The organism is Variovorax sp. 05N34, assembly GCF_056397405.1.
In genome coordinates this window covers 744,994-767,381 of record NZ_JBFTNI010000001.1, presented here as the reverse complement: position 1 = coordinate 767,381, position 22,388 = coordinate 744,994, and the positions used below count along the sequence as shown (strand labels likewise).

Sequence of the window (22,388 nt, the reverse complement as noted above, 5' to 3'; positions counted from 1 at the left end):
CTTGCCAGAAATACCGCGGAACCGGCTCAGCCGGGCCGCTGGTATTGCCCCCGGTCAGGGGGTAGGCGAAGCGACACGAAGTGCGCGAAGCCTGGGGGCGAGCAACCGCTAAAACGGCTGGAACTGGTAAAGCCAGGTTTCTGACAGCGTCTGGTCGCCAGTCTTCAGGAACAGGCGCATGTCCACCGGATCCGTTCCCTCCGCCGTGAAATCGAACTGCGCGCGCCAATGACCGGGCACGCCATCCGGCACGGCTTCGGCAAAGATGTACGAGAACTTGCCGCGCGAGGCCGTCAACACCAGTTCGGGCTTGGTGCCGAAAGGCAGTGACTCCAGCGGCTTGCCGATGAATTCGACCATGAACTTGCGGATGCCCGCGGGTCTCGGCTGGCCGGGCTGACCCCCGCGGCCAATGCGTGTGGCCAGCACGCGCGCCAGCGGCGAAGGAAAGGGCTCGTCGGCCGCCCAATGCAGGCGGTACTTGAGGGTGTAGCTCGACCCCGCCGTGGCCGGCGCCTTGGGCACCCAGCAGGCGAGCACGTTGTCGTGAATTTCGTCATCCGTGGGAATCTCGATGAGCTGCACGGTGCCTTCACCCCAGTTGCCGAGCGGCTCGACCCAGAGGCAGGGGCGCTTGTCGTAGTAGACGCCATCCTGGTAGTGATCGAAGGAGCGATCGCGCTGCAGCAGCCCGAACCCACGTGGATTGGTGTCCGTGAATGCCGATGCGCGGGTTTGCGTCGGGTTGTTCAGGGGCCGCCAGATGCGCTCGCCGGCGCCGTTCCACATGGCCAGGCCGTCGGAGTCATGCACCTCCGGCCGCCAGTCGATGCCGGTGGGCTTCACGGTTTCGGAATACCAGTACATCGACGTCAACGGCGCAAGGCCGAAGCGGGCGACGTCCCGGCGCAGGAACAGCCGCGAATCGATGTCCATCAAGACTGCCTTGTCGCGCGTGAGCACGAACTTGTAGGCGCCGGTGATGCTGGGCCCTTCGAGCAGGGCGTAGATCGTCATGGAGTTGGCGCTGTCCGACGGGGGCGGCTCGAAGTAGAAGCGCGTGAAGGTCGGAAACTCCTCGGCGCGATCGGGCATGGCCGCGTCGAGCGCGATGCCGCGCGCGGACAAGCCGTACTGGTACAGCTCTCCGATCGCGCGAAAGTACGACGCGCCAAGGAAAGCCGCCCAATCGTTGGTCTGCCAAGGCAACTTCTTCTGATCGCCGAGGCGGCTTTCCTGAAGGCGAAATCCAGCGAATCCGGCACCGTCGGGCAGTTTTCGCGCCGGGCTGTCCGCAGGCATGGTGAAGTAGGCGCTGTCGTAGACGATTTCGCGGGCGAAGCCGTCATCGCCCGCGTTTTCCAGCACGTACATGTGCACCGGCACCTGAAAGAATCGGCCGAGGTGGAAGAAGGTCACCGGAAACTGGCCGGGACCATCCCGGAATAGCGCGTTGTCGGTGTTGAACTTGATCTTGCCGTGTGCGTCGTAGTCGATGCGCTCGAGCACGTCCGCCGGAAGCGATTTATCGGGCGCATAGGGCTGGGCGCCGAGCGACTTCGCGAGCGCAACAAGACGTTCGAAGGAAAAGGGCCGAGGCTGGCTCAGTGTGAGTCCGGCGGCGGCCATTGCTTCGGCAGGAATGCCGAGCGCGGCGAGTACCAGCGATGCTCCGCTGGCCGTGAGGAGTGAACGTCGATCGATCATGTGGCCCAAATGGTAACGAGGCCGCCAGGCAGCCCCCGTAGGCCGAGGGCTGAAGAAAGCACGGTGATGTCGGCATCGTCCTACGATCTGAGGAACGGCCCTGCGTCGAATTCGAAAGCAAGAGCCGGAGTGCGGCGCGCGGCGACGATCCCTACAGTGGACGCATCGACAACGACATGACTGAAGGATGCAAATGAACATGCGCAATCCCAACGAGATGCGGGCCCTCGCCACAGTAAGCGACCCGCGCTGGGCCGCCGTCATGGCCCGTGATGCGGCGGCGGACGGCAGCTTTTTCTATTCGGTCCGCACGACGGGGGTGTATTGCCGGCCTTCCTGCGGCGCACGCCAGGCACGGCCCGAGAACGTGGCCTTTCATGCGAGCGCGGCCGAAGCGGAGCGCGCCGGCTTTCGGCCGTGCAGGCGCTGCAAGCCTGACGCGCCTGCGCAGGCTGCGCAGCAGGCGGACATGGTGGCCGAGTCGTGCCGCTTCATCGAAGCCGCCGAGCAGACGCCGACGCTGGACGAACTCGCGCAAAGGGCGAAGCTCAGCAGCTCGCACTTTCACCGGCTCTTCAAGCAAGTGACCGGCGTCACGCCCAAAGCCTATGCAGCGGCGCATCGCGCGGCTCGCGTACGCCGAGAGCTGTTGCGCAGCGACACGGTGACCGATGCGATCTACGGGTCCGGCTACAACTCCAACGGCCGCTTCTATGAAAGCTCGAACGACATGCTCGGCATGACGCCGACGGCATGGAGGGCAGGCGGCGCCGACACGGACATTCGCTTTGCGATCGGCGAATGCGCACTGGGCGCCATCCTGGTTGCGCAAAGCGAACGCGGCGTCTGCGCCATCGCATTGGGTGATGACGCTGAAGCCTTGGCGCGCGATCTGCAGGACCAGTTTCCGCGGGCTCGGCTGATCGGTGGCGACGCGGAATTCGAAGCACTGGTCGCGAAGGTCGTTGGCTTTGTGGAGGCGCCGGGGGTGGGGCTCGACCTCCCGCTCGACGTTCGCGGCACGGCCTTCCAGCAGCGCGTCTGGCGTGCGCTCCGCGAGATCCCACTGGGCCAGACCGCGAGCTACAGCGAGATCGCGAAACGCATCGGTGCACCGAAGTCGGTGCGTGCGGTGGCGCAAGCCTGCGGCGCCAACGCGCTGGCGGTGGCGATTCCATGCCACCGCGTAGTGCGCAGCGACGGCAACCTGTCGGGCTATCGCTGGGGCGTGGAGCGCAAGAGTGCGTTGCTTGAACGCGAAGCGAAGACGGCATGAACGCACGAGACAAACTGCCGCCGCGCGACGAGACCGGGCCCCGCGTGGCGGCCATCGATTGGGCACAGGTGACCGACGAACTCGATGACCAGGGCAACGCGGTGATCGGGGGTCTGCTCACGCCGGCCGAGTGCCGATCCCTGGCGACGATGTACCCGGCCGAAGCGCTCTTCCGCAGCCGCGTGGTGATGGAGCGGCACGGCTTCGGGCGAGGCGAATACAAGTACTTCGCCTATCCCTTGCCGGAGTTGATCGGGGACCTGCGCGCGCACATCTATCCACACCTCGCGCCGATCGCGAACCGATGGAATCAGGCGATGGGCATCGACGTGCGCTTTCCGCCGGCGCATGCCGAATTCATCGCGCGCTGCCATGCCGGTGGCCAGCTGCGACCCACGCCGCTGCTCCTGCAATATGGGGCCGACGACTACAACTGCCTGCATCAGGACTTGTACGGCGAGCACGTCTTTCCGCTGCAAGTCGTGGTTCTCCTGTCAGAGCCCGAACGCGATTTCACAGGCGGCGAATTCGTGATGACCGAGCAGCGGCCACGCATGCAGTCGCGGCCGATGGTGCTGCCGCTGCGGCAAGGCGATGCGGCGGTGATCGCGGTGCACCACCGGCCGGTGCAAGGCACGCGGGGGGTGTATCGGGTCAACCTGCGCCATGGGGTGAGCCGGGTCCGGTCCGGTCGCCGCCACACGCTGGGCATCATCTTTCATGATGCGGCTTGAGCCGGAAAATGAGCATGAGCCAGAGGATTGCATGACGCCGGACCTCTTCGAAGACGCTGCTGCATCCGATGTGCCCACTGCGGAGCCACTAGAGCCGGGCGCGGTCGTCTTGCGACGCTTTGCAACCCAGCGCGAGACCGAGTTGCTCGCCGCCATTCAGCAAGTGATCGACCGAGCGCCGCTGCGCCACATGGTCACGCCGGGCGGCTTCCGCATGTCGGTGGCGATGACCAACTGCGGCGAACTCGGCTGGGTGACCGACCGCACCGGCTACCGCTACGACCCGATCGACCCCGACAGCGAGCGGCCATGGCCGCGCATGCCGGCGGCCTTCACACGGCTGGCGGCGGATGCGGCTTCGCAAGCCGGGTTCGCCGATTTCGTGCCCGATGCGTGCCTCATCAATTGCTACGAACCCGGCACGCGGCTTTCGCTTCATCAAGACCGCGACGAGCGCGACTACGGCCAGCCCATCGTCTCCGTGTCGCTGGGCATTCCGGCCGTCTTCCTGTTCGGCGGCGCGAAACGGGCCGACAAGGCGCGCCGCGTGCCGCTCGGGCATGGCGACGTGGTGGTCTGGGGAGGACCGGCGCGTCTGCGTTTCCACGGCGTGCTGCCGTTGAAGGAGGGCACGCATCCGCTTCTGGGCGATTGCCGGATCAATCTCACTTTTCGCAAAGCCGGCTGAATCCGCTGAACCCGTTCGGGAAGCGTTGGGGAAAACCAGCATCTCCATCGGATGGCGAGTGCCTACGCTGGCCTCGTGCGTACAACAGGAGCGATCCATGGAAATCCGCAATCCCTCACCCGGGCTCTACAACGAGGACCTGGCACCCGCCAAGGAACGGAACTGGGGCGCTTTCAGCATCTTCAACGTCTGGACTTCCGACGTTCACAGCCTGTGGGGCTACTACCTCGCGGCCAGCCTGTTCCTGCTGTGCGGCAGCTTCGTCAACTTCCTCATCGCCATCGGACTCAGCTCCCTGGTGATCTTCGGGCTGATGAACCTGATCGGCTATGCCGGTGAAAAGACGGGCGTGCCGTATCCGGTGCTCGCGCGAGCTTCCTTCGGCGTCTGGGGCGCCAATCTGGCAGCGATGGTGCGGGCGGTGGTGGCCTGCTTCTGGTATGGCGCGCAAACAGCGGCGGCTTCAGGCGCCGTGGTCGCGCTATTGATCCGCAGCGATGCAATGCTCGAATTCCACAAGGGCACGCACATCCTCGGGCACTCGGCACTGGAGGTGATCTGCTATCTGGTGATCTGGGCGCTGCAACTGCTCATCATCCAGAAAGGCATGGAAACCGTGCGGCGGTTCCAGGATTGGGCGGGCCCGGCAGTGTGGATCGCGATGCTGCTGCTTGCGGTCGGACTGTGCGTCAAGGCCGGCGCTATCTCGTTCGACCATGGCATTCCGATGGACGCGCTGATCCAGAAGACCCAGGACGCTGGCGTCCCTGGCGAACCGGGCTCGTTCTGGGCGTTGATGGCGGTCGGTGCGACATGGATCACCTACTTCGCGGCGCTGTACCTCAACTTCTGCGACTTCTCGCGCTACGCCAAGGACAAGGACGCGGTAAGAAGGGGCAACCTCTGGGGCCTGCCGATCAACCTCGTCGCGTTCTCGCTGGTTGCCGGCGTCACGACGCTCGCAGCCTTCAAGGTCTACGGCGAGGTGTTGCTGCATCCCGAGCAGATCTCCGCCAAGTTCGACAGTTGGGTGCTGGCGCTGGTTGCCGCAATCACCTTCGCGGTGGCGACGCTGGGCATCAACGTGGTGGCCAATTTCGTGTCGGCGGCGTTCGACATTTCAAACACCTTCCCGAGGCAGATCAGCTTCAAGAAGGGGGGCCTGATCGCAGCTGCGATTGCGCTGGTGCTCTATCCGTTCGCACCGTGGGAAGGCAACGCCGCGCATTTCGTGAACGCCATCGGGTCCACCATGGGGCCGCTGCTCGGGGTCATCCTGGTCGACTACTACCTGGTCGCGAAGGGCAACATCAATGTGGCGGCGCTCTATCAGGAATACGGCGAATACCGCTACGAGGGTGGCTGGAACGTCAACGCCCTGGTCGCCGCAGGCATCGGCAGCGTGTTCTCGACCTTGCTGCCTACCTTCACGACCTTGCTGCCTACCTGGTGGAACATCTACGGCTGGTTCTTCGGCGTGGTGATCGGCGGCGGTGTCTATTTCGTCATGGCGACGCTGCGTCCGCGCGCAGCGGTCGCGGCAGCGAGTGCCTGAGCCTCGCGCCCGAAGCCTTGCCCGAACCGGAAGCTACTTTCTGCAGATGCCGAGCACCAGCTCCTGGTCAGAGCACGGTCTGGCTTGGGGTGGCGCCGCCTTCACCGGCGTCGCCCGGGCTGTGGCGGCCGCCTGCTGGCCAGCGATGCAGGCTCGCATCCGCTTCTCCATCGGAGCGTAGTAGCGCCATCCCTGGCTGAGGGGAGGCAGTTCGAATTTCACCTGCTTCCACTTCGGATGTCCGTTGGCCTGGAGCTTGTCGAAGTTGGTACACAGCGAGTCCGCGAAGCGGATGAGATTTCCGACGGTCGATTGCAGGTTGTATTCGTAGGTGACCAGGTAGGCCTTCACCGTCAGCGTCGGGATGTCGGCGGACAGCCATGCCGGGTAGCTGCTGGCGCGGATCACGGCCGGAAAGTAGGTCTTCTTCGCGCGCGCTGTCTCGGGCGCCGCATCGTCCAGCTTCAGGATCTTGATGTAGTTGCGCGCCTCGGGCTTCATGTCCGCGAACAGCTTGGCGGGCTGCCCGGCGACGATGATCGCGACGTCGATCGTCTTGTCGACCGTGAGCTTCACGAGCGCATCCTCGTTGCCCAGGTACTCGATGTTGGCTGCCGGGATCTGCTCGCCGAACATCAGGTTGTAGATGGTTCGCGAAGTGAGCGCCGTGCCGCTGCCCAGGGGGCCGACGCTGATCCTCTTGTTCTTGATCTCGTTGATGGAGTTCATCGGCGCGTCTGCGCGGGCGACGAAGTAGATCTCCTCGTCATACAGCGGCATGATGAGCCGCAGCGGGCGAATGATGTTTCCGGCCTCTGCGTTGCCTGCCTTGGCTTCGTCCAGGAAAGCCTGGTAGACGTCCGACTGCACGAGGGCCAGCTTGACCCCGGGCTCGAAGCGCATGCGCTGAACGTTCTCCGCCGAGCCTTTGGACTCGAGCACTTCGAGGTCGATGCCCGCGGGCTCCGCGATCCACTTGGCAATGTCGTTGCCGATCTGGATGTAGGTGCCCGTCTTCGATGCGGTGACGATCTTGTACGCCGCCCGGTTCTGCGCCAGCGCAGGGGACAGGATGACCATCATCAACAGCGCGGTCAGGAAGGTTCTGATTGGCATGCGGGCTCCTTGAAGTCGATCGATCGTGGTTGTTATCGGTGTCTCGTTGCTTCTACTTTTGGCAGAGGCCCAGCGCCGTCAGCGTGGTGGTGCAATCCTTTTCAGTCGATTTCGCCGTGCCCGCCGCTTGCGCAGGTGATGAAGAGGGAGGGGGCGGGGCGCTTATGTTTGCCGGAGCACGGGGAGCCGCGGGCTCGCCGAGTCCGAGCGCATTGGTTGTTTGACGGGCGGCGTCATTGACCGGCGCCGGTGCCTGGACGCGGCTCTGGGCTTGGACCGGCGCCGACTGCGCCGGCGGCGGAAGACCGATCGCCTTCGATGCCTTCAGCGCGGCCTCCCTGAGTTGCTCGCGCTTCGCGACCTGCTCCTGTAATCTTCGATCGAACGCCTGTCGGAGGGCCTGAACGCCTGCATCGTCCGCATGTTCGGTCTCGAGTCCTTCGAGGATGCGCGCCGCGCCGCCGAGGTCGCCGCGATCCATCGCACTGTGCACTTGCTCCAGGTTCGCCTTGAACTCCCGCTGCCTGCCGGCCTCGCTGCCGTTGTCGAGGTACAGGTTGTCGATCAACAGGGCGATCGCCACGAGGGCCAGCGCAGCCACGACGCTGATGACGAGGCGTATCGGCAATAGTGAACTGCCGGCCCAATGCCGCGGCATTCCGCGGCCCCCCAGCACTTCCTTCTGCCAGTAGCCTCCGGGGCGCACGAGTCCGATTTCAGGGTCCGTTTCGTCGTTGGCTGCTGCGGTCGTCGGGACAGGGTAGCCAAGCGATTCGGAGGTCTGTGCGTCCGGCTGCACGGTGTCGGCGAAGTCCACGACATCCATGGGTGCCGGCGCTGCGCGCCTGACCGGAGAAACATGATCGGGAAATTGGTCTCTGCCGCAATACGGACAAAACTGAACCCCTTTCTGCAGCAGTGCAGCGCAGTGCTTGCAAGGCACTGACATCGACGGGTCCGGATCGGCCATGTTCATCATTACTTAAATCGAATGTATTACACGATGACGGCGGCATTTTGATTATTGACCTACGTTTGCGTCAATCCAACGCTTTGGGGGTTCGCAATGTGAGTTTGCGTGTCTCGCCTACGGCAAGAACGAAGAATTCGTCTTCGGGCATGCCCTGTGCGGCACGCAGCTCGGCCAGCTTTCTGGGGGGCTCGTCGAGAGCCTCGTCAGTCAGATTGAACACTCCCCAGTGAATGCCCAGCGAGCGCTTGGCAGCCACATCACGATGAATCCGCAGTGCTTCTTCGACGTCCACGTGCTGCGTCTGCATGAACCAGCGCGGCGCATAGGCGCCGATCGGTATCAACGCAATGTCGAAGCCGCCGCCTTGCTCGGGCGTTTGCCGATGGGCAAAGTGACGGCGAATGTCGGCGAAGTCGCGCGAATAGCCCGTGTCTCCGGTGAAGAGCAGATGGCAGTCCGGCGCCAGCACCACAAAGCCGCCCCATAGCGTCGCCATGGCGTCTCTCGGACTCCTGGAGGACCAATGCTGCGCGGGCACCAGAGCCACTTCGACAGCGCCTTGCGGCCCCGCTACCGGATGCCGTTCCCACCAGTCGAGTTCGACTGCGTTGTGCACGTGATGCGCAGCGAGCCAGGCCTTGAGCCCGAGCGGAACGATGAAGAGGGGCGGACCCCCGCGCTGCCCGTTCAGAGCGGCCACGGAAGCCAGGTCGAGGTGGTCATAGTGGTTGTGCGAGACCAGCACCAGATCGATGTGCGGCAAGTCGGCGAGCGCAATGCCCGGCGGCGTCTGCCGCTTGGGGCCGACCAGCGGCACGGGAGACGCCCGCTGCGAGAACATCGGATCGGTCAGCATCGTGAGGCCGCCGAGTTGGGCCAGCACGGTGGCATGGCCGATCCAGTTCACGGCCGGCAGCATTGCAACGCCCGCGCTGCCGTTGGCGCGCAGCCAGGGCAGGTCGGCCGCCACGCGCGGTGTGGGCGCGAGCGGCGGTGGCGGCAGGTGATTGCGGATCGCATCCCTGCGCCAGCGCAGAAGCTCCGAGAGGCTCTTCGGCTGAAACTCGATGTAGTTGTTCTGGAATCCGCGTGCGCGGTGGTGGGGTTTTTCGGGGTCGTGCGAAGAGGCCATCGTTGGCTGAAATCTATCCTGCGATCAGCTTTTGCACCAATTCGGCGGTCGTCGCCGCCGCGTACTTGCGCATCAGCCGCGCGCGATGAATCTCGACCGTGCGGTGGCTGATCGCCAGCGCCTTGCCGATTTCCTTGGAGGTGCGGCCCTGCATCACCTGCGCGGCGACTTCGCGTTCGCGCGGCGTGAGTTCGGCCTTGGCCGAGCGCCGCGATCCCAGGTCCTCGAAGGTCCAGATGCCCGCTTCGTGCGGCGCGGCTCGATTCAGCGCCTGGCCGCTCACGTGGCACCAGAAGGTCTCGCCTGCGAATGCGCCGTGCAGGTTGCCCAGCCTTTTCATCATCCGGTTGTCGGCATAGCGGCCGCTGGCGTTCAGGATTGGCTCCATCCGCTTGCCGAGCCGTTCGAATTCGGCGACGCTCGGGTAGAGCACCTGAAAGGATTGACCGACCAGCGCATCGCGCGTGGTGCCGAACATCTCGCAAACGCGCGCATTGCAGCCGACGATGTTGCGATGACGGGAGAGCACCATGCCGACCGGCGCGAGCTCGAAGGCGAGCCGGTAGTCGACGGTCTGCAATTCCTTGGCGGGGGCCTTGTCGGGTGTCTCCATTACGAAATACTACGTATGCCTCTACGTAGTATCGTCGAAGGCGATTCACGGTCACCATTCTTCACCCACTATCCATCACCACCATCATCACCAACGAGGAACCATGGCGAACAAGATCTACCCCTCCGCCGATGCGGCACTCAAGGGCGTCGTGGCCGACGGCCAGACACTCGCCGTCGGCGGCTTCGGCCTCTGCGGCATTCCCGAAGCGCTGATCGATGCGCTGCACGACTCCGGCGTCAAGAACCTCACCTGCATCTCCAACAACGCGGGGGTCGACGGTTTCGGCCTCGGCAAGCTGCTGGGGACGCGCCAGATCAAGAAGATGATCGCGAGCTACGTGGGCGAGAACAAGGAGTTCGAGCGCCAATACCTGGCGGGCGAACTGGAGCTCGAATTCACGCCGCAAGGCACGCTGGCCGAAAAGCTGCGTGCGGGCGGTGCCGGCATCCCGGCCTTCTTCACCAAGACCGGCGTCGGCACGCAGGTCGCCGAGGGCAAGGAGCTTCGCGAATTCGACGGTGAAACCTACGTGATGGAACGCTCTCTGGTGCCCGACGTGGCATTGGTCAAGGCCGACGTCGCGGACAAGTCGGGCAACCTGCGCTTTCGCCTGACGGCGCGCAACTTCAATCCCGCCGCGGCCATGGCCGGCAAGGTCTGCATCGTCGAAGTCGAGAAGATCGTCGAAGTCGGCGAGATCGCACCGGACGATGTTCATCTGCCGGGCATCTACGTGCATCGCATCGTCCTCAACAGCAACCCCGAGAAGCGCATCGAGAAGCGCACCGTGAGCGCTGCGGCCCCGGTCGATGCGGTCGCCGCGAAGGTCGAGGCGCAAGCCGCCATCGCGCAAGCAGCCGCCGGCAGCGAAGTGCCGGCCCCCATCAAAAGCAACAACGGCAAGGGAGCTTGACATGCCTTGGACCCAGGACCAGATGGCCGCACGCGCGGCACAAGAACTCGAAGACGGCTTCTACGTGAACCTCGGCATCGGCATCCCGACGCTGGTCGCGAACTTCGTCGGCGACAAGGAGGTGTGGCTGCAGAGCGAGAACGGCATGCTGGGCATCGGCCCTTTCCCGACCGAAGACCAGGTCGACGCCGACCTCATCAACGCCGGCAAGCAGACCGTGACGACCATTCCCGGCTCGGCCATCTTCGGCAGCCACGACAGCTTTGCGATGATCCGCGGCGGCAAGATCAACCTGTCGATCCTCGGCGCCATGCAAGTGAGCAGCAAGGGCGATCTCGCCAACTGGATGATCCCGGGCAAGATGGTCAAGGGCATGGGCGGTGCCATGGACCTCGTCGCCGGCGTGAAGCGCGTGATCGTGCTGATGGAACACGTCGCAAAGAAGAAGGACGGCACCGAGGACCTCAAGATCCTCGAGAAGTGCTCGCTGCCGCTGACGGGCGTGGGCGTGGTCGACCGCATCATCACGGACCTGGCTGTCATTGATGTGGTGCCCGAAGGCTTGAAGGTGGTCGAACTCGCGCCGGGCGTGAGCTTCGACGCCCTGCAGTCGAAGACCGGTGCCAAGCTGATCCAGTAGCGAGGTCACCGGCAGCGCTGTCTGGTGCGCAAGGACAGGAGCACGAACATGGACGGGGCGGAAGCTCTCAAGGACATCTGGCAACTGTCAGGCTTGCCGCTGGATGCGCTGGCCTTTGCGCGCCTCGGCGGCGCTGACCCCGTGCTGCCTTCCTCTTTTGCCGTCGGTGCGGCGGCGCAGAGCACGATTGCCGCCGCAGCACTTGCCGCCTGCGAATTGGGGCACGTGCGAGGCGTGCCGCGCCAGCAGGTGGAAGTCGACATGCTGCACGCCGCGCTCGAATGCACGGCCTGGTTCAGCGTCGACGGGCGGGTGCCCGACGCTTGGGACCCGTTCTCGGGCCTCTATCGCACGGCGGATGGTTGGGTGCGCATCCATGCCAACTTTGCGCACCATCGCGACGGCGCGCTCCGGCTGCTGGGGCTCGATCCGGCCACCGCCCAGCGCGCCGATGCCGAAGCGGCCATGCAGACGTGGAAGTCGATCGACTTCGAAGACGCAGCGGCCGCCAAGGGCTTGGTGGCAACCGCACTGCGCCGTTTCGACGACTGGGACGCCACCCCGCAGGGCAGGGCACTGGTGTCGCAGCCCTTGTTCAGCATCGAACGCATCGGCGATGCACCGCCGCTTGCGCTGCCGCCTCTCGCGGACGACGTACGGCCCTTGTCCGGTGTGCGCGTGCTGGACCTCACGCGCATCCTCGCCGGGCCCGTGGGCGGCCGTGCGCTGGCGGCCTATGGCGCCGACGTGATGCTGGTCAATTCGCCGAAGCTGCCCAACATCGAGGCCATCGCCGACACCAGCCGCGGCAAGCTCTCGACGCATATCGATCTTCATGAAGAGGCTGGCCGAGACGCGCTGCATCGGTTGGCGAAAGATGCGCACGTCTTCCTCCAGGGCTACCGCCCCGGCGGCATTGCATCGCTGGGCTTCGGTCCGGAGGATGTCGCGCGGACTCGGCCGGGCATGGTCTATGTTTCGCTCTCGGCTTACGGAACGGTTGGCCCATGGGCGGCACGGCGCGGCTTCGATTCGCTCGTGCAGACCGCCATAGGCTTCAACCATGCCGAGGGCGAAGCCGCTGGGGGCGGCAAGCCGAGGCCCTTGCCGATGCAGATCCTCGATGAGGCGACCGGTTACCTCATCGCCATGGGCGCGGCCGCCGCGCTTTGGCGGCAACAACGCGAGGGTGGCAGTTGGCTCGTGCAGGTGTCGCTCGCACAAACCGGCCATTGGTTGCGAGGACTCGGCCGGGTGCCCGATGGATTCCGTATCGAAGTGCCTGACAAGGCACCCTACCTGGAAATCTCTCCGTCAGGCTTCGGCGAACTGACCGGGTTCAGGCACAGCGCGCAGCTTTCGCGCACGCCTGCCGCATGGCCGCGGCCATCGATGCCGCCGGGGAGCCATCCGGCGGTCTGGCCCTGAGGTTGGAACGGCGAGTCGAGCCGCTTTTTCATCATCGCTTTGGATGATGACTCGCCAAGGGTGGTCGTCTAATCTCCTGCAGCACGTTGATGAGCGGGAGATTCCGGCCATGTTCAATCGCACACTTCACTACCTCCACGAAGGCGCCAAGAGGGCGTCGGTGCGCTTTTACGTCACGTTGATCGTGTTGGTTCTTCTGGCGCTGATCTGGAAGAGTCCGGCGGGGCATGTCGAGGCGGCCATACACCCGCAGCCTGCAAAGGCAACCGGTTCGGTTCCGCCGGAGCCGTCGACTTTCAATTCGCTGCGCAATGCAGCGGCCAGCGGAGACGACTTCGCCAATCGCGAACTCACCGCTGCCTTGCTGGACAGGTATGACGTGAGCGGCAACTCGGATGATCTGTACGAAGCCGTGGTCTGGATCGACAGGCGGTGGGACGATGCCTCCAAGACCGAATTGGCCGCGCGCATCACCACTCAGTATTGCGGGCAGCGCGTCATTCGGTGGCACTGGCTGTGCGCATCCAACGAATAATGGGCTTTTTCGCCCGCGTGATTCTGCTGGCGGCATTGGCCGCCGTAGTCACCGCATGCTCGCGGCCCAATGACGAGCCGATGACCTATGACAAGGTCGTCAAGGTGGTGCAGTCGATCGCCTACGAGCCGGATCACCTCGCCGATTTGCTCGGTCGCCGGGTCGCTCTCGATCTCCGGCGCTTTGGCACGACCACCGGCTACTACGTCGACCAGGTCCATCTGATCAGCTTCGGATGTCGCACCGAAGACGGCGATTTCGATGGCCATTTCACGGGCGGACTGCATGTGATCGCAAGGGTCGTCGACTTCGACGCACTGCCGAGCGGCGTCACGACGATCACGCTCGACAGGTGTTCCTCGACAAAGAGCCTGCCCTTCGATCGATATGCGATTTCCTCTGCTACGGCAGCAGCAACGCCCGCTGCGCCTCCACGATCTCTCGCAAAAAGTCCCAGGTCGCCTTCATACGGGCGAGATGGCGCGTCTCCGCCGGAACCGACATCCAGAACGTGCGCGTGAAGTTCGCCTCGTCCGGCAGCACGCGCCGCAATGATTTGTCCCGCTCCGCAATGAAGGCCGGCAGCACCGCGATGCCGGCCCCCGCCACCGTCGCCTGGTGCTGCGCCAGGATGCTGGTGCTGCGCAGCGCGAAAGAGTCCGGGCGATAAAGCTCGTCCAGGTACTGGAGCTCCTTGCTGAAGAGCAGGTCGTCCACGTAGCTGATGAAGGTGTGGCCGCGCAGGTCGTCGCGCTTGCGGATGGCGCCATGCTTGGCCAGATACTGCCTGGAGGCATAGAGGCGCAGCACGTAGTCCGTCAGTTTGGTCACCACCACCGGCCCGCGCGCGGGGCGTTCGAGCGAGATCACGATGTCGGCTTCGCGGCGCGACAGATGAACCAGCCGTGGCATCGCCAAAAGGTCGATCACGAGCTTGGGATGCTGCTGCGCGAAGAGTGCCAGGTGCGGCGCCAGCACGATGGTGCCGAAGCCCTCCGTCGCGCCGATGCGTACCAATCCTGACAAGCCCTCATCGGAGGCCGGCGTCGTGCTCTCGACCGTGAGAAAGGCGCTTTCCATCGCTTCGACCTGGGGCTGCAACCGGCGGCCCGCTTCGGTCAGCCGGTGCCCGTCGGCCTCGCGCGAGAAGAGGGCGGTGCCGACCTGCTTTTCCAGCGTCTGGATGCGACGCGCCACCGTCGTGTGATCGACCGCCAGACGGCGCGCCGCCCCCACCAGGGTGCCCGAGCGCGCGAGCTCCAGAAAAAAGCGAAGGTTGTCCCAGTCCATGCGTTGCAATTATGCAGATCGGGGATGCGTATTTGTCTATTGCCATGGCAAAAGTGCAAAGCTAGCATCACCTCCTGCACCCCATTCAGGAGACAAGATTCATGGACGCCACCACCACACCCGCGACGAAGGTCGCCACCGTCAAGCTGCTCATCGGCGGCAAGTTCGTCGAGTCGAAGACCGCCGAATGGCGAGACATCGTCAATCCAGCGACGCAGGAAGTGCTCGCGAAGGTGCCTTTCGCGACGCAGGCCGAAGTCGATGCGGCCGTCGATTCGGCCAAGCAAGCCTTCAAGACCTGGCGCAAGACGCCCATCGGTGCGCGCTCGCGCATCTTCTTGAAGTACCAGCAGCTCATTCGCGAGAACATGGCCGAGCTGGCGGCGATCCTCACGGCGGAGCAAGGCAAGACACTGCCCGATGCCGAAGGCGACGTGTTCCGCGGCCTCGAAGTGGTCGAGCATGCAGCCGGCATCGGCAACCTGCAGTTGGGCGAGCTGGCCAACAACGTGGCCAACGGCGTCGATACCTACACGCTGCTGCAGCCGCTGGGCGTGTGCGCCGGCATCACGCCCTTCAATTTCCCCGCGATGATTCCGCTGTGGATGTTCCCGATGGCCATCGTCACGGGCAACACCTTCGTGCTCAAGCCTTCCGAACAGGACCCGATGGTGACGATGCGCCTGTGCGAGCTCGCGCTCGAAGCCGGCATCCCGCCGGGCGTGCTCAATGTCGTGCATGGCGGCGAAGCGGTAGTCAACGCGATCTGCGACCACAAGGACATCAAGGCGATCTCTTTCGTCGGCTCGACCAAGGTCGGCACGCACGTCTACAACCGCGCGACGCTCGCCGGCAAGCGCGTGCAATGCATGATGGGCGCGAAGAACCACGCCATCGTCATGCCCGATGCCAACAAGGAGCAGACGCTCAACGCACTCGCAGGTGCCAGCTTCGGCGCTGCCGGCCAGCGCTGCATGGCGGTGTCGGTCGCGGTGCTGGTGGGTGAGGCGCGCAAGTGGGTGCCCGATCTGGTCGCCAAGGCAAAGACGCTGAAGGTCGGCGCGGGCACGGAGAAGGGCGTCGACGTCGGCCCGCTGGTTTCGTGCGCTGCGTATGACCGTGTCAGCGGCCTGATCGAACGCGGCGTGGCCGATGGCGCGACGCTCGCGCTCGACGGACGCAAGCCCACGGTGCCTGGCTACGAGAAGGGCAACTTCGTCGGCCCGACGGTGTTCGCTGACGTCAAGCCCGGGATGTCGATCTACGAGCAGGAGATCTTTGGCCCGGTGCTGTGCCTTGCGAATGCAGAGACGATCGACGAGGCCATCGAGCTCATCAACGCCAACCCGAACGGCAACGGCACGGCGATCTTCACGCAGTCCGGTGCGGCGGCGCGCCGCTTCCAGGAAGACATCGACGTCGGCCAAGTCGGTATCAACGTGCCGATTCCGGTGCCAGTGCCGATGTTCTCGTTCACGGGCTCGCGAGCATCCAAGCTCGGCGATCTCGGGCCTTACGGCAAGCAGGTCGTTCTGTTCTACACGCAGACCAAGACAGTGACCGCGCGCTGGTTCGACGACAGCACCGTCTCGCACGGCGTCAACACCACGATCAGCCTCAAGTAAGCTCGTCCGCATGGACTTCGAGCTGACTGAAGAACAGCGCGCATTCGCGCAGACCGCGCGCGATTTCGCGCTGAGTGAATTCGCACCGCATGCGGCCCGCTGGGATGCCGAGGCGATCTTCCCCAAGGAGGCGATCGCCAAGGCTGGCGAACTCGGTTTCTGCGGCCTCTATGCGCCCGAGAGCATCGAGGGGCTGGCGCTGCCGCGGCTCGATGCCGCTCTGGTGTTCGAGGAGATGGCCGCAGTCGATCCGTCGACGACGGCTTTCATCACCATTCACAACATGGCGACGTGGATGCTGGGCACCTGGGGCGGCCCTGCCGTGCGTGAGCAATGGGGCGCGGATCTGACCAGCGGCCGCAAGCTCGCGTCCTATTGCCTGACCGAGCCGGGCGCCGGATCGGACGCCGGCTCACTCAAGACGCGCGCCGAGTTGCACGGCAACGACTACGTCATCAATGGTGGCAAGGCTTTCATCTCGGGTGCCGGCGCGACGGACGTGTTGGTGCTGATGGCGCGCACCGGCGGTGGCGGTGCCGGCGGTATTTCGGCCTTCGCGGTTCCGGCGGATGCGCCAGGCATCAGCTACGGCAAGAAGGAACACAAGATGGGCTGGAACAGCCAGCCCACGCGCACCATCAACTTCGACAACGTGCGAGTGCCTGCGGCGAACCTGCTCGGCAGCGAAGGCGAAGGCTTTCGCATCGCCATGAAGGGGCTCGACGGCGGGCGCATCAACATCGCGACCTGCTCGGTCGGCGCGGCGCAGGGCGCGCTGGATGCGGCCCGGCGCTATCTGCATGAACGCCAGCAGTTCGGCAAGCCTCTCGCAAGCTTCCAGGCGCTGCAGTTCAAGCTCGCCGACATGGCGACCGAAATCGTGGCCGCGCGCCAGATGGTGCGCCTCGCCGCGAGCAAGCTCGACGCCGGCCATGCCGACGCCAGCACCTATTGCGCGATGGCAAAGCGCTTCGCCACGGATGCTGGCTTCAATGTGTGCAACGACGCCTTGCAGTTGCATGGCGGCTATGGTTACCTGAGCGAATTCCCGCTGGAGCGGCTGGTGCGCGATGCGCGCGTGCATCAGATCCTCGAAGGCACCAATGAAATCATGCGAATGATCGTCGCGAGAAAGCTCCTCGAAGGCGACAGCGACATCCGATGAACCCAACCCAGAACAAATGACAGATCCAGTCGTCCTCTTCAGCGAAATCAAGACAGCCACCGGCAAGCGCTTCGGCGTGGCCACCCTCAATGCGCCTGCTTCGCTCAATTCGCTCTCGGTGGCGATGGTGCGGTTGCTTATTCCCAAGCTGCAGGAATGGGCGAACGACGATGGCGTCGTCGGCGTGTTGCTCGATGCCGCGGGCGAGAAGGCTTTCTGCGCCGGCGGTGACTTGCGCCAGCTCTACCAGACGCTGCTCGAATGCGGGCCTGCGCGCAACACTTATGCGGAGTCGTTCTTCAGCGAGGAGTACGAGCTCGACTACCTGATTCACACCTTTCCGAAGCCCTTCCTGTGCTGGGGACACGGCATCGTCATGGGCGGCGGCGTCGGCCTCATGGCGGGGGCATCACATCGCGTGGTCACCTTGCAGAGCCGCATTGCGATGCCGGAGATCAATATTGGCCTGTATCCCGACGTGGGCGGAAGCTGGTTCCTGCGACGGGCGCCCGGTCGGGTTGGCCTGTTCCTCGCACTGACGGCGGCGCCATTGAATGCGGCTGACGCGATTTTCTGCGGCCTCGCGGACATCGTCGTACCGCAGGAGCGCAAGGCGCAGCTGCTGGAAGCCGTTGCGTCGAGTGCATGGAAAGGCGAGGCGAAGGCAGATCGCGCGACGTTGTCGCGTCTGCTGGCGCATGCCGGGGAGGGCACCGAAAAGCAGCATTCCAAGCTCAGGGAGCACTTCGACACCATCAATGCGCTGATGGCCGGCGACGATCTGCTCGACATCGCCAAGCGCCTGCGCGAGTTGAAGTCGGACGATGCGTGGCTGCAGACCGCCGCCACCACCTTCATGAAAGGCGCTCCGAGCACGGCGGCGTTGTCTTTCGCGCTGTGGCAGCGCGTGCTGCGCATGTCGCTGGCTGACGTGTTCCGTCTGGAGTACTGGGCATCGCTCGGCTGCTGCGCGCACAAGGACTTTGCCGAAGGTATCCGCGCGCTGCTGATCGACAAGGACCGCAATCCGCGCTGGAACCCGCCGACGCTCGAAGAGATCACGCCCGAGTTCATCGAAGACCACCTCCGCGTGCGCGCCGAAGGGCCGCACCCGCTGGCCGCGCTCGTCTGAGCGCCATCCAGTCCCATCATCGAAACAGTGGAGACAAGCACATGAAGATCGCATTCATCGGACTCGGCAACATGGGTGGCCCGATGGCACTGAACCTGCACAAGGCCGGCCACGCGGTCAGCGCCTTCGACCTTTCGGCCGAAGCTTGCAGGAAGCTGGCTGGCGAGGGCGTGACCATTGCATCGTCGGCGGCCGATACGCTCGCAGGCGCCGAAGTCGTGATCAGCATGTTGCCTGCGAGCCAGCACGTCGAAGCGCTTTACCTCGGCAGCGAAGGCAAGCCCGGACTGATGGCGGCGATCCCTGCCGGCACACTGGTGATCGACAGCAGCACCATCGCCGCCGCAACCTCGCGCAAGGTGGCAGAGGCAGGGGCGAAGCGCGGCGTGGCCGTGATCGACGCACCCGTCTCCGGCGGCACCGGTGGCGCGATCGCCGGGACGTTGACCTTCATGGTCGGCGGTGCGCAGGCCGATCTCGAACTCGCGCGGCCCGTGCTCGAGAAGATGGGCGCCAACATCTTCCACGCAGGCGGTGCGGGCGCGGGCCAGACCGCGAAGATCTGCAACAACATGCTGCTGGGCATCCTGATGATCGGCACTTCGGAAGCGATTGCGCTGGGCGTCGCGAACGGGCTCGATCCGAAGGTGCTCTCCGAGATCATGCGGCGCAGTTCGGGCGGCAACTGGGCGCTCGAAAAGTACAACCCGTTGCCTGGCGTGATGGAGACTGCGCCGGCCTCGAAAGGCTACGCCGGTGGCTTCGGCACCGATCTGATGCTCAAGGATCTCGGACTGGCGCAGGAAAACGCCGCGGCAGTGCGCGCTGCGACGCCCCTGGGCGGCCTTGCGCGCAATCTCTATGCGGCGCACAGCCTCGCCGGCCATGGCGCGCTTGACTTCTCCAGCGTCATCAAGCTGGTGCAGGCCAAGGGCGGCTGAAGACCGCGCCAGCCTGGGGCTGACACGGTCGGCCTAGAGCCTTCGAGCTATTGCGACGCAGGGGTCGCGCTTCTCACAATCGCGCCCCAGAGGTTCGACAAGTAGGAGAAGGCACGCCATGGCCCAGCCAGCACGCGCGAAGCCACGCGGCAACAAGAAGACCAGCGCTGCAGTCGCCGCCGCGAACGAGATCGCGGCGGCGACGGCGATTCGCACACCGGTTCCGGGCCGGCTTTTCGATGCGCGGCCCGACCGGCTGGATTTTCGCGATCTGCCTTACCGCGCCCCATTGCGTTCCCTGCCGCCCAATTGGCCGCGCGAAACCAACGTCGCGCGCTTTCTCGGCAGCTATGTGCAAGCGGGCCTCGTGCTCGATCAAGGCCAGGAGGGTGCCTGCACTGGCTTCGGACTGGCCTGTGTCGCCAACTACCTCCTGTGGGTTGCGCACATCGAAGTGGACCCTTCGCAACCTTTCGACGAAGTCAGCCCGCGCATGTTCTACGAACTGGCGCGGCGCTACGACGAATGGCCCGGCACCGACTATGAAGGATCGAGTTGCCGCGGCGCCTTGAAGGGCTGGAACAAGCATGGCGTGTGCGGCCGCAAGTTCTGGCCGTATGACCTCGGCAAAGGCGGGGCCGTGAATTTCCAGCGGCCACTGGACGGCTGGCAGACCGACGCGGGCAAGCGGCCGCTGGGCGTCTACTACCGCATCGATCGGACTTCGGTGGTGGACCTTCAGTCCGCCATCTGCGAGATCGGCGCTGTGTATGTGTCCGGAGACGTACACGACGGATGGGACGACCTGCTTCGCGATACGCCGCAGCCGCCTCCGATGAACCACGCCGGGCTGCCGGTCATTCCGCCGCCGGCCGATCCGAAGAAGCTGGGAGGCCACGCCTTCGCGCTGGTCGGCTACAACGAGCATGGTTTCGTGGTGCAGAACTCCTGGGGCAGGCGCTGGGGTGCTTCGGGCTTTGGCGTGTTGCCGTATGACGACTGGGTCGTGCATGGCACCGATGCATGGGCCTGCGCCTTGGGCGTACCGCTCGCACTGACCGATGCCGGCGGCAAGCCACGCCGGGTGAGCGTGTCGGGATTTCGCGTGCCGAGCGGGCAGTCGCTGGTCACTCTCGATCGTGCGACACGCGTGCCGGACAACCCGGCGGACGATCCATGGCCCATCGACCATCCCTTCAAGGTGGCGGCCTACCAGCCATGGACGACGCCCCGGGCCTACGAGCACACGTTGGTTACCGGCAACAACGGTGAACTCGTCGCCACCGATTTCACGCGTGGAGCGGCCGACATGACCGGGCTCGTCGCCGAAGTCGTGCATGACCGGCCCTTGGCCTGGCTCGCCAAGCAGCCTGCCAACACCAAGACCCTCAAGCTCGTCATCTACGCGCACGGCGGACTGAACTCGGAGGACGAGTCGATCCGCCGCATTCGCGTGCTCGCGCCGTACTTCGAGGCGAATGGGGTGTACCCGATCTTTCTGACATGGAAGACGGGCGCGGGCGAAACCCTCGCCGACATGACCCAGGACTGGGTTCGGAAGCTTTTCGGTGCCGACGCGGTCCGGGCTGCCGGCGTGCTCGACGCGCTGGGCGACGCCAAAGACCGCGCCATCGAAGCGCTGGGCCATGTGCTGGGCAAGGGCGTCTGGGGCGAGATGCGCGACAACGCGGAGGCGGGCGCTTCGCCGGGCAAGGGACTCGACCTGCTCTCGCGCCAACTCGTGGCGTTGGCGAGCGATCTCGCGGCCAAGGGCAGCGGGCTCGAGCTGCATCTTGTCGGGCACTCCGCCGGATCGATCCTCTTCGGGCATCTGCTGGATCGGATGGTCGCGTTGAACGCACGGGCGGCTGCCGCGCAGCAGGTTCGCGTCGCAAGCTGCACGTTGCTGGCGCCTGCATGCTCGGTTCGATTCGCCGTGCAGCACTACCTCGCTGCCGCGCAGGCGGGCGTGATCGACCTGGGCGAGCTGAGGCTGCACGTGCTCTCGGACGAGAACGAGAAGAACGACGCGCTGCCTTCGCCTTCAGTGCCCGCTTACGGCAAGTCGTTGCTCTATCTGGTGTCGCGTGCGCTCGACGATGTACGCAAGATGCCGCTGCTGGGGCTTGTGCGTGCGCATGACCCCAAGTACGCCAACGACAACGATCAATGGGCCGACAGCGAACTACCGCAAGTGCGGCAGTGGCAAGCCGCTTGGCCGCCGATCAGTGCTGGTGGCAAGGCCCTGCTCGACGTTGTCGTCACGCCACAGGTGGAGAACACTCGGGAGCACGGGCGCATCCAGGCGACACACGGCTCGTTCGACAACAACATCGTCGTCATGACGGAGCTTGTCCAGCGCCTTGCCGGGCGTCCGTTGGCCGGCGAGATCGAGTGGCTCGACTACTGAGCTTATTGCGGGGTCACGCGGGCGGCTTCGCCATTGCCCTGGATGAAGACGCGCTGGCCCACGCGAAGGCCGGGAACCACCGGCTGCGTGATTTCGACCAGCACGCCGCTGTCGGTGCGAACGAAGACTTCCTGCCCTGGCATGGGCTGTGCGGCCCTGTTGGCGACCTCCGCGCCCGCCATCGTCCCGCCGATCGCCCCTGCGACCATCGCGACGTCGCGTCCCGTCCCGTTGCCGATCAGGCTGCCCAGGCCCACGCCCGTGAGACCACCGACGACTGCACCTACGCCCGTGTGTGCCGGGCTTCGGATGGTGGTCGGCGTGATCTGCTCGATCGTGCCCTGCCGGATCGACATCGGCGCCGACTGTGGGCCGCCCGGTGCCGCGCATGCTGTCAGTACGAGCGCTGTCGCAATCGCCGCGATGCGGGCGTAGAGATTGAATGCCATGAAGAATCGCCTCGTGTGTGTGACTGCTGAGGCCATAGTTTGGCGTTGATTTGCGCCCACACC

General features: G+C 64.9%; 21 protein-coding genes. 13 read left to right on the top strand and 8 right to left on the bottom strand.

From position 1 onward, the window contains the following. Positions 1 to 108: 108 nt before the first annotated feature. The gene (locus AC1DMA_RS03695) at positions 109 to 1,707 is read right to left on the bottom strand and encodes an OpgD/OpgG family glucan biosynthesis protein (RefSeq protein WP_478143268.1); all 1,599 of its coding nucleotides are present in this window, start codon (positions 1,705 to 1,707) and stop codon (positions 109 to 111) included. A 193-nt stretch (positions 1,708 to 1,900) separates the two neighbouring features. Here AC1DMA_RS03695 and ada point away from each other — a divergent pair, with 193 nt between their 5' ends. The 4 genes from ada to AC1DMA_RS03675 all read left to right on the top strand — a co-directional run bounded on the left by ada (position 1,901) and on the right by AC1DMA_RS03675 (position 5,960). After that, positions 1,901 to 2,983, top strand: coding sequence for a bifunctional DNA-binding transcriptional regulator/O6-methylguanine-DNA methyltransferase Ada (gene ada / locus AC1DMA_RS03690; protein WP_478143267.1), 1,083 nt, complete (start codon positions 1,901 to 1,903; stop codon positions 2,981 to 2,983). Continuing rightward, on the top strand, positions 2,980 to 3,717 hold the full coding sequence (locus tag AC1DMA_RS03685) for a 2OG-Fe(II) oxygenase (RefSeq protein WP_478143266.1): 738 nt from the start codon (positions 2,980 to 2,982) through the stop codon (positions 3,715 to 3,717). The genes ada and AC1DMA_RS03685 overlap by 4 nt, the downstream gene beginning before the upstream one ends. A 31-nt stretch (positions 3,718 to 3,748) precedes the next feature. Then, complete coding sequence (gene alkB, locus AC1DMA_RS03680; RefSeq protein WP_478143265.1) at positions 3,749 to 4,405, top strand: DNA oxidative demethylase AlkB; 657 nt, start codon at positions 3,749 to 3,751, stop codon at positions 4,403 to 4,405. 97 nt (positions 4,406 to 4,502) lie between these two features. Then, on the top strand, positions 4,503 to 5,960 hold the full coding sequence (locus AC1DMA_RS03675) for an NCS1 family nucleobase:cation symporter-1 (protein ID WP_478143264.1): 1,458 nt from the start codon (positions 4,503 to 4,505) through the stop codon (positions 5,958 to 5,960). Positions 5,961 to 5,993: 33 nt separating this feature from the next. Here the strand turns inward: AC1DMA_RS03675 and AC1DMA_RS03670 are convergent, their stop codons facing one another. The 4 genes from AC1DMA_RS03670 to AC1DMA_RS03655 all read right to left on the bottom strand — a co-directional run bounded on the left by AC1DMA_RS03670 (position 5,994) and on the right by AC1DMA_RS03655 (position 9,761). Then, complete coding sequence (locus AC1DMA_RS03670; protein WP_478143263.1) at positions 5,994 to 7,076, bottom strand: TAXI family TRAP transporter solute-binding subunit; 1,083 nt, start codon at positions 7,074 to 7,076, stop codon at positions 5,994 to 5,996. A 52-nt stretch (positions 7,077 to 7,128) separates the two neighbouring features. Then, entirely contained in the window at positions 7,129 to 7,902 is a 774-nt protein-coding gene (locus tag AC1DMA_RS03665; protein ID WP_478143262.1) for a hypothetical protein, read from the bottom strand. Between the two features lie 214 nt (positions 7,903 to 8,116). Then, positions 8,117 to 9,181, bottom strand: a complete 1,065-nt coding sequence (locus AC1DMA_RS03660; protein ID WP_478143261.1) for an MBL fold metallo-hydrolase — start codon at positions 9,179 to 9,181, stop codon at positions 8,117 to 8,119. Between the two features lie 13 nt (positions 9,182 to 9,194). After that, on the bottom strand, positions 9,195 to 9,761 hold the full coding sequence (locus tag AC1DMA_RS03655) for a LuxR C-terminal-related transcriptional regulator (RefSeq protein WP_478143352.1): 567 nt from the start codon (positions 9,759 to 9,761) through the stop codon (positions 9,195 to 9,197). Between the two features lie 136 nt (positions 9,762 to 9,897). On the opposite strand from AC1DMA_RS03655, the gene AC1DMA_RS03650 reads away from it, so the two are divergent. The 4 genes from AC1DMA_RS03650 to AC1DMA_RS03635 all read left to right on the top strand — a co-directional run bounded on the left by AC1DMA_RS03650 (position 9,898) and on the right by AC1DMA_RS03635 (position 13,313). Then, positions 9,898 to 10,710 (top strand): CoA transferase subunit A, encoded by an 813-nt coding sequence (locus AC1DMA_RS03650; protein WP_478126629.1) that lies wholly within the window; start codon positions 9,898 to 9,900, stop codon positions 10,708 to 10,710. Between the two features lies 1 nt (position 10,711). Next, positions 10,712 to 11,350, top strand: coding sequence for a 3-oxoacid CoA-transferase subunit B (locus AC1DMA_RS03645; RefSeq protein WP_478143260.1), 639 nt, complete (start codon positions 10,712 to 10,714; stop codon positions 11,348 to 11,350). A gap of 48 nt (positions 11,351 to 11,398) precedes the next feature. Further along, positions 11,399 to 12,778, top strand: coding sequence for a CoA transferase (locus AC1DMA_RS03640; protein WP_478143259.1), 1,380 nt, complete (start codon positions 11,399 to 11,401; stop codon positions 12,776 to 12,778). Positions 12,779 to 12,887: 109 nt separating this feature from the next. After that, entirely contained in the window at positions 12,888 to 13,313 is a 426-nt protein-coding gene (locus AC1DMA_RS03635; protein ID WP_478143258.1) for a hypothetical protein, read from the top strand. Here the strand turns inward: AC1DMA_RS03635 and AC1DMA_RS03630 are convergent. After that, positions 13,256 to 13,582 (bottom strand): hypothetical protein, encoded by a 327-nt coding sequence (locus AC1DMA_RS03630; protein ID WP_478143257.1) that lies wholly within the window; start codon positions 13,580 to 13,582, stop codon positions 13,256 to 13,258. The two genes, AC1DMA_RS03635 and AC1DMA_RS03630, sit on opposite strands and share 58 nt — an antisense overlap. A 133-nt stretch (positions 13,583 to 13,715) precedes the next feature. After that, on the bottom strand, positions 13,716 to 14,603 hold the full coding sequence (locus AC1DMA_RS03625; protein ID WP_478126624.1) for a LysR family transcriptional regulator: 888 nt from the start codon (positions 14,601 to 14,603) through the stop codon (positions 13,716 to 13,718). A 101-nt stretch (positions 14,604 to 14,704) separates the two neighbouring features. Between AC1DMA_RS03625 and AC1DMA_RS03620 the strand changes: the two genes are divergently transcribed. The 5 genes from AC1DMA_RS03620 (at position 14,705) to AC1DMA_RS03600 (ending at position 21,876) form a co-directional block, all read left to right on the top strand. Continuing rightward, positions 14,705 to 16,228, top strand: a complete 1,524-nt coding sequence (locus AC1DMA_RS03620; RefSeq protein ID WP_478143256.1) for a CoA-acylating methylmalonate-semialdehyde dehydrogenase — start codon at positions 14,705 to 14,707, stop codon at positions 16,226 to 16,228. A gap of 10 nt (positions 16,229 to 16,238) precedes the next feature. Next, the gene (locus AC1DMA_RS03615) at positions 16,239 to 17,393 is read left to right on the top strand and encodes an acyl-CoA dehydrogenase family protein (protein WP_478143255.1); all 1,155 of its coding nucleotides are present in this window, start codon (positions 16,239 to 16,241) and stop codon (positions 17,391 to 17,393) included. A gap of 16 nt (positions 17,394 to 17,409) precedes the next feature. After that, a complete protein-coding gene (locus AC1DMA_RS03610) occupies positions 17,410 to 18,525 on the top strand; it encodes an enoyl-CoA hydratase/isomerase family protein (RefSeq protein WP_478143254.1) in 1,116 nt (371 codons plus the stop codon). A gap of 41 nt (positions 18,526 to 18,566) precedes the next feature. After that, positions 18,567 to 19,466: a 3-hydroxyisobutyrate dehydrogenase gene (gene mmsB, locus AC1DMA_RS03605; RefSeq protein ID WP_478143253.1), complete on the top strand. Its 900-nt coding sequence runs from the start codon at positions 18,567 to 18,569 to the stop codon at positions 19,464 to 19,466. A gap of 118 nt (positions 19,467 to 19,584) precedes the next feature. Then, positions 19,585 to 21,876, top strand: coding sequence for a C1 family peptidase (locus AC1DMA_RS03600; RefSeq protein WP_478143252.1), 2,292 nt, complete (start codon positions 19,585 to 19,587; stop codon positions 21,874 to 21,876). 2 nt (positions 21,877 to 21,878) lie between these two features. Here the strand turns inward: AC1DMA_RS03600 and AC1DMA_RS03595 are convergent, their stop codons facing one another. Beyond that, positions 21,879 to 22,325, bottom strand: coding sequence for an outer membrane lipoprotein (locus AC1DMA_RS03595; RefSeq protein ID WP_478143251.1), 447 nt, complete (start codon positions 22,323 to 22,325; stop codon positions 21,879 to 21,881). Positions 22,326 to 22,388 lie beyond the last annotated feature (63 nt).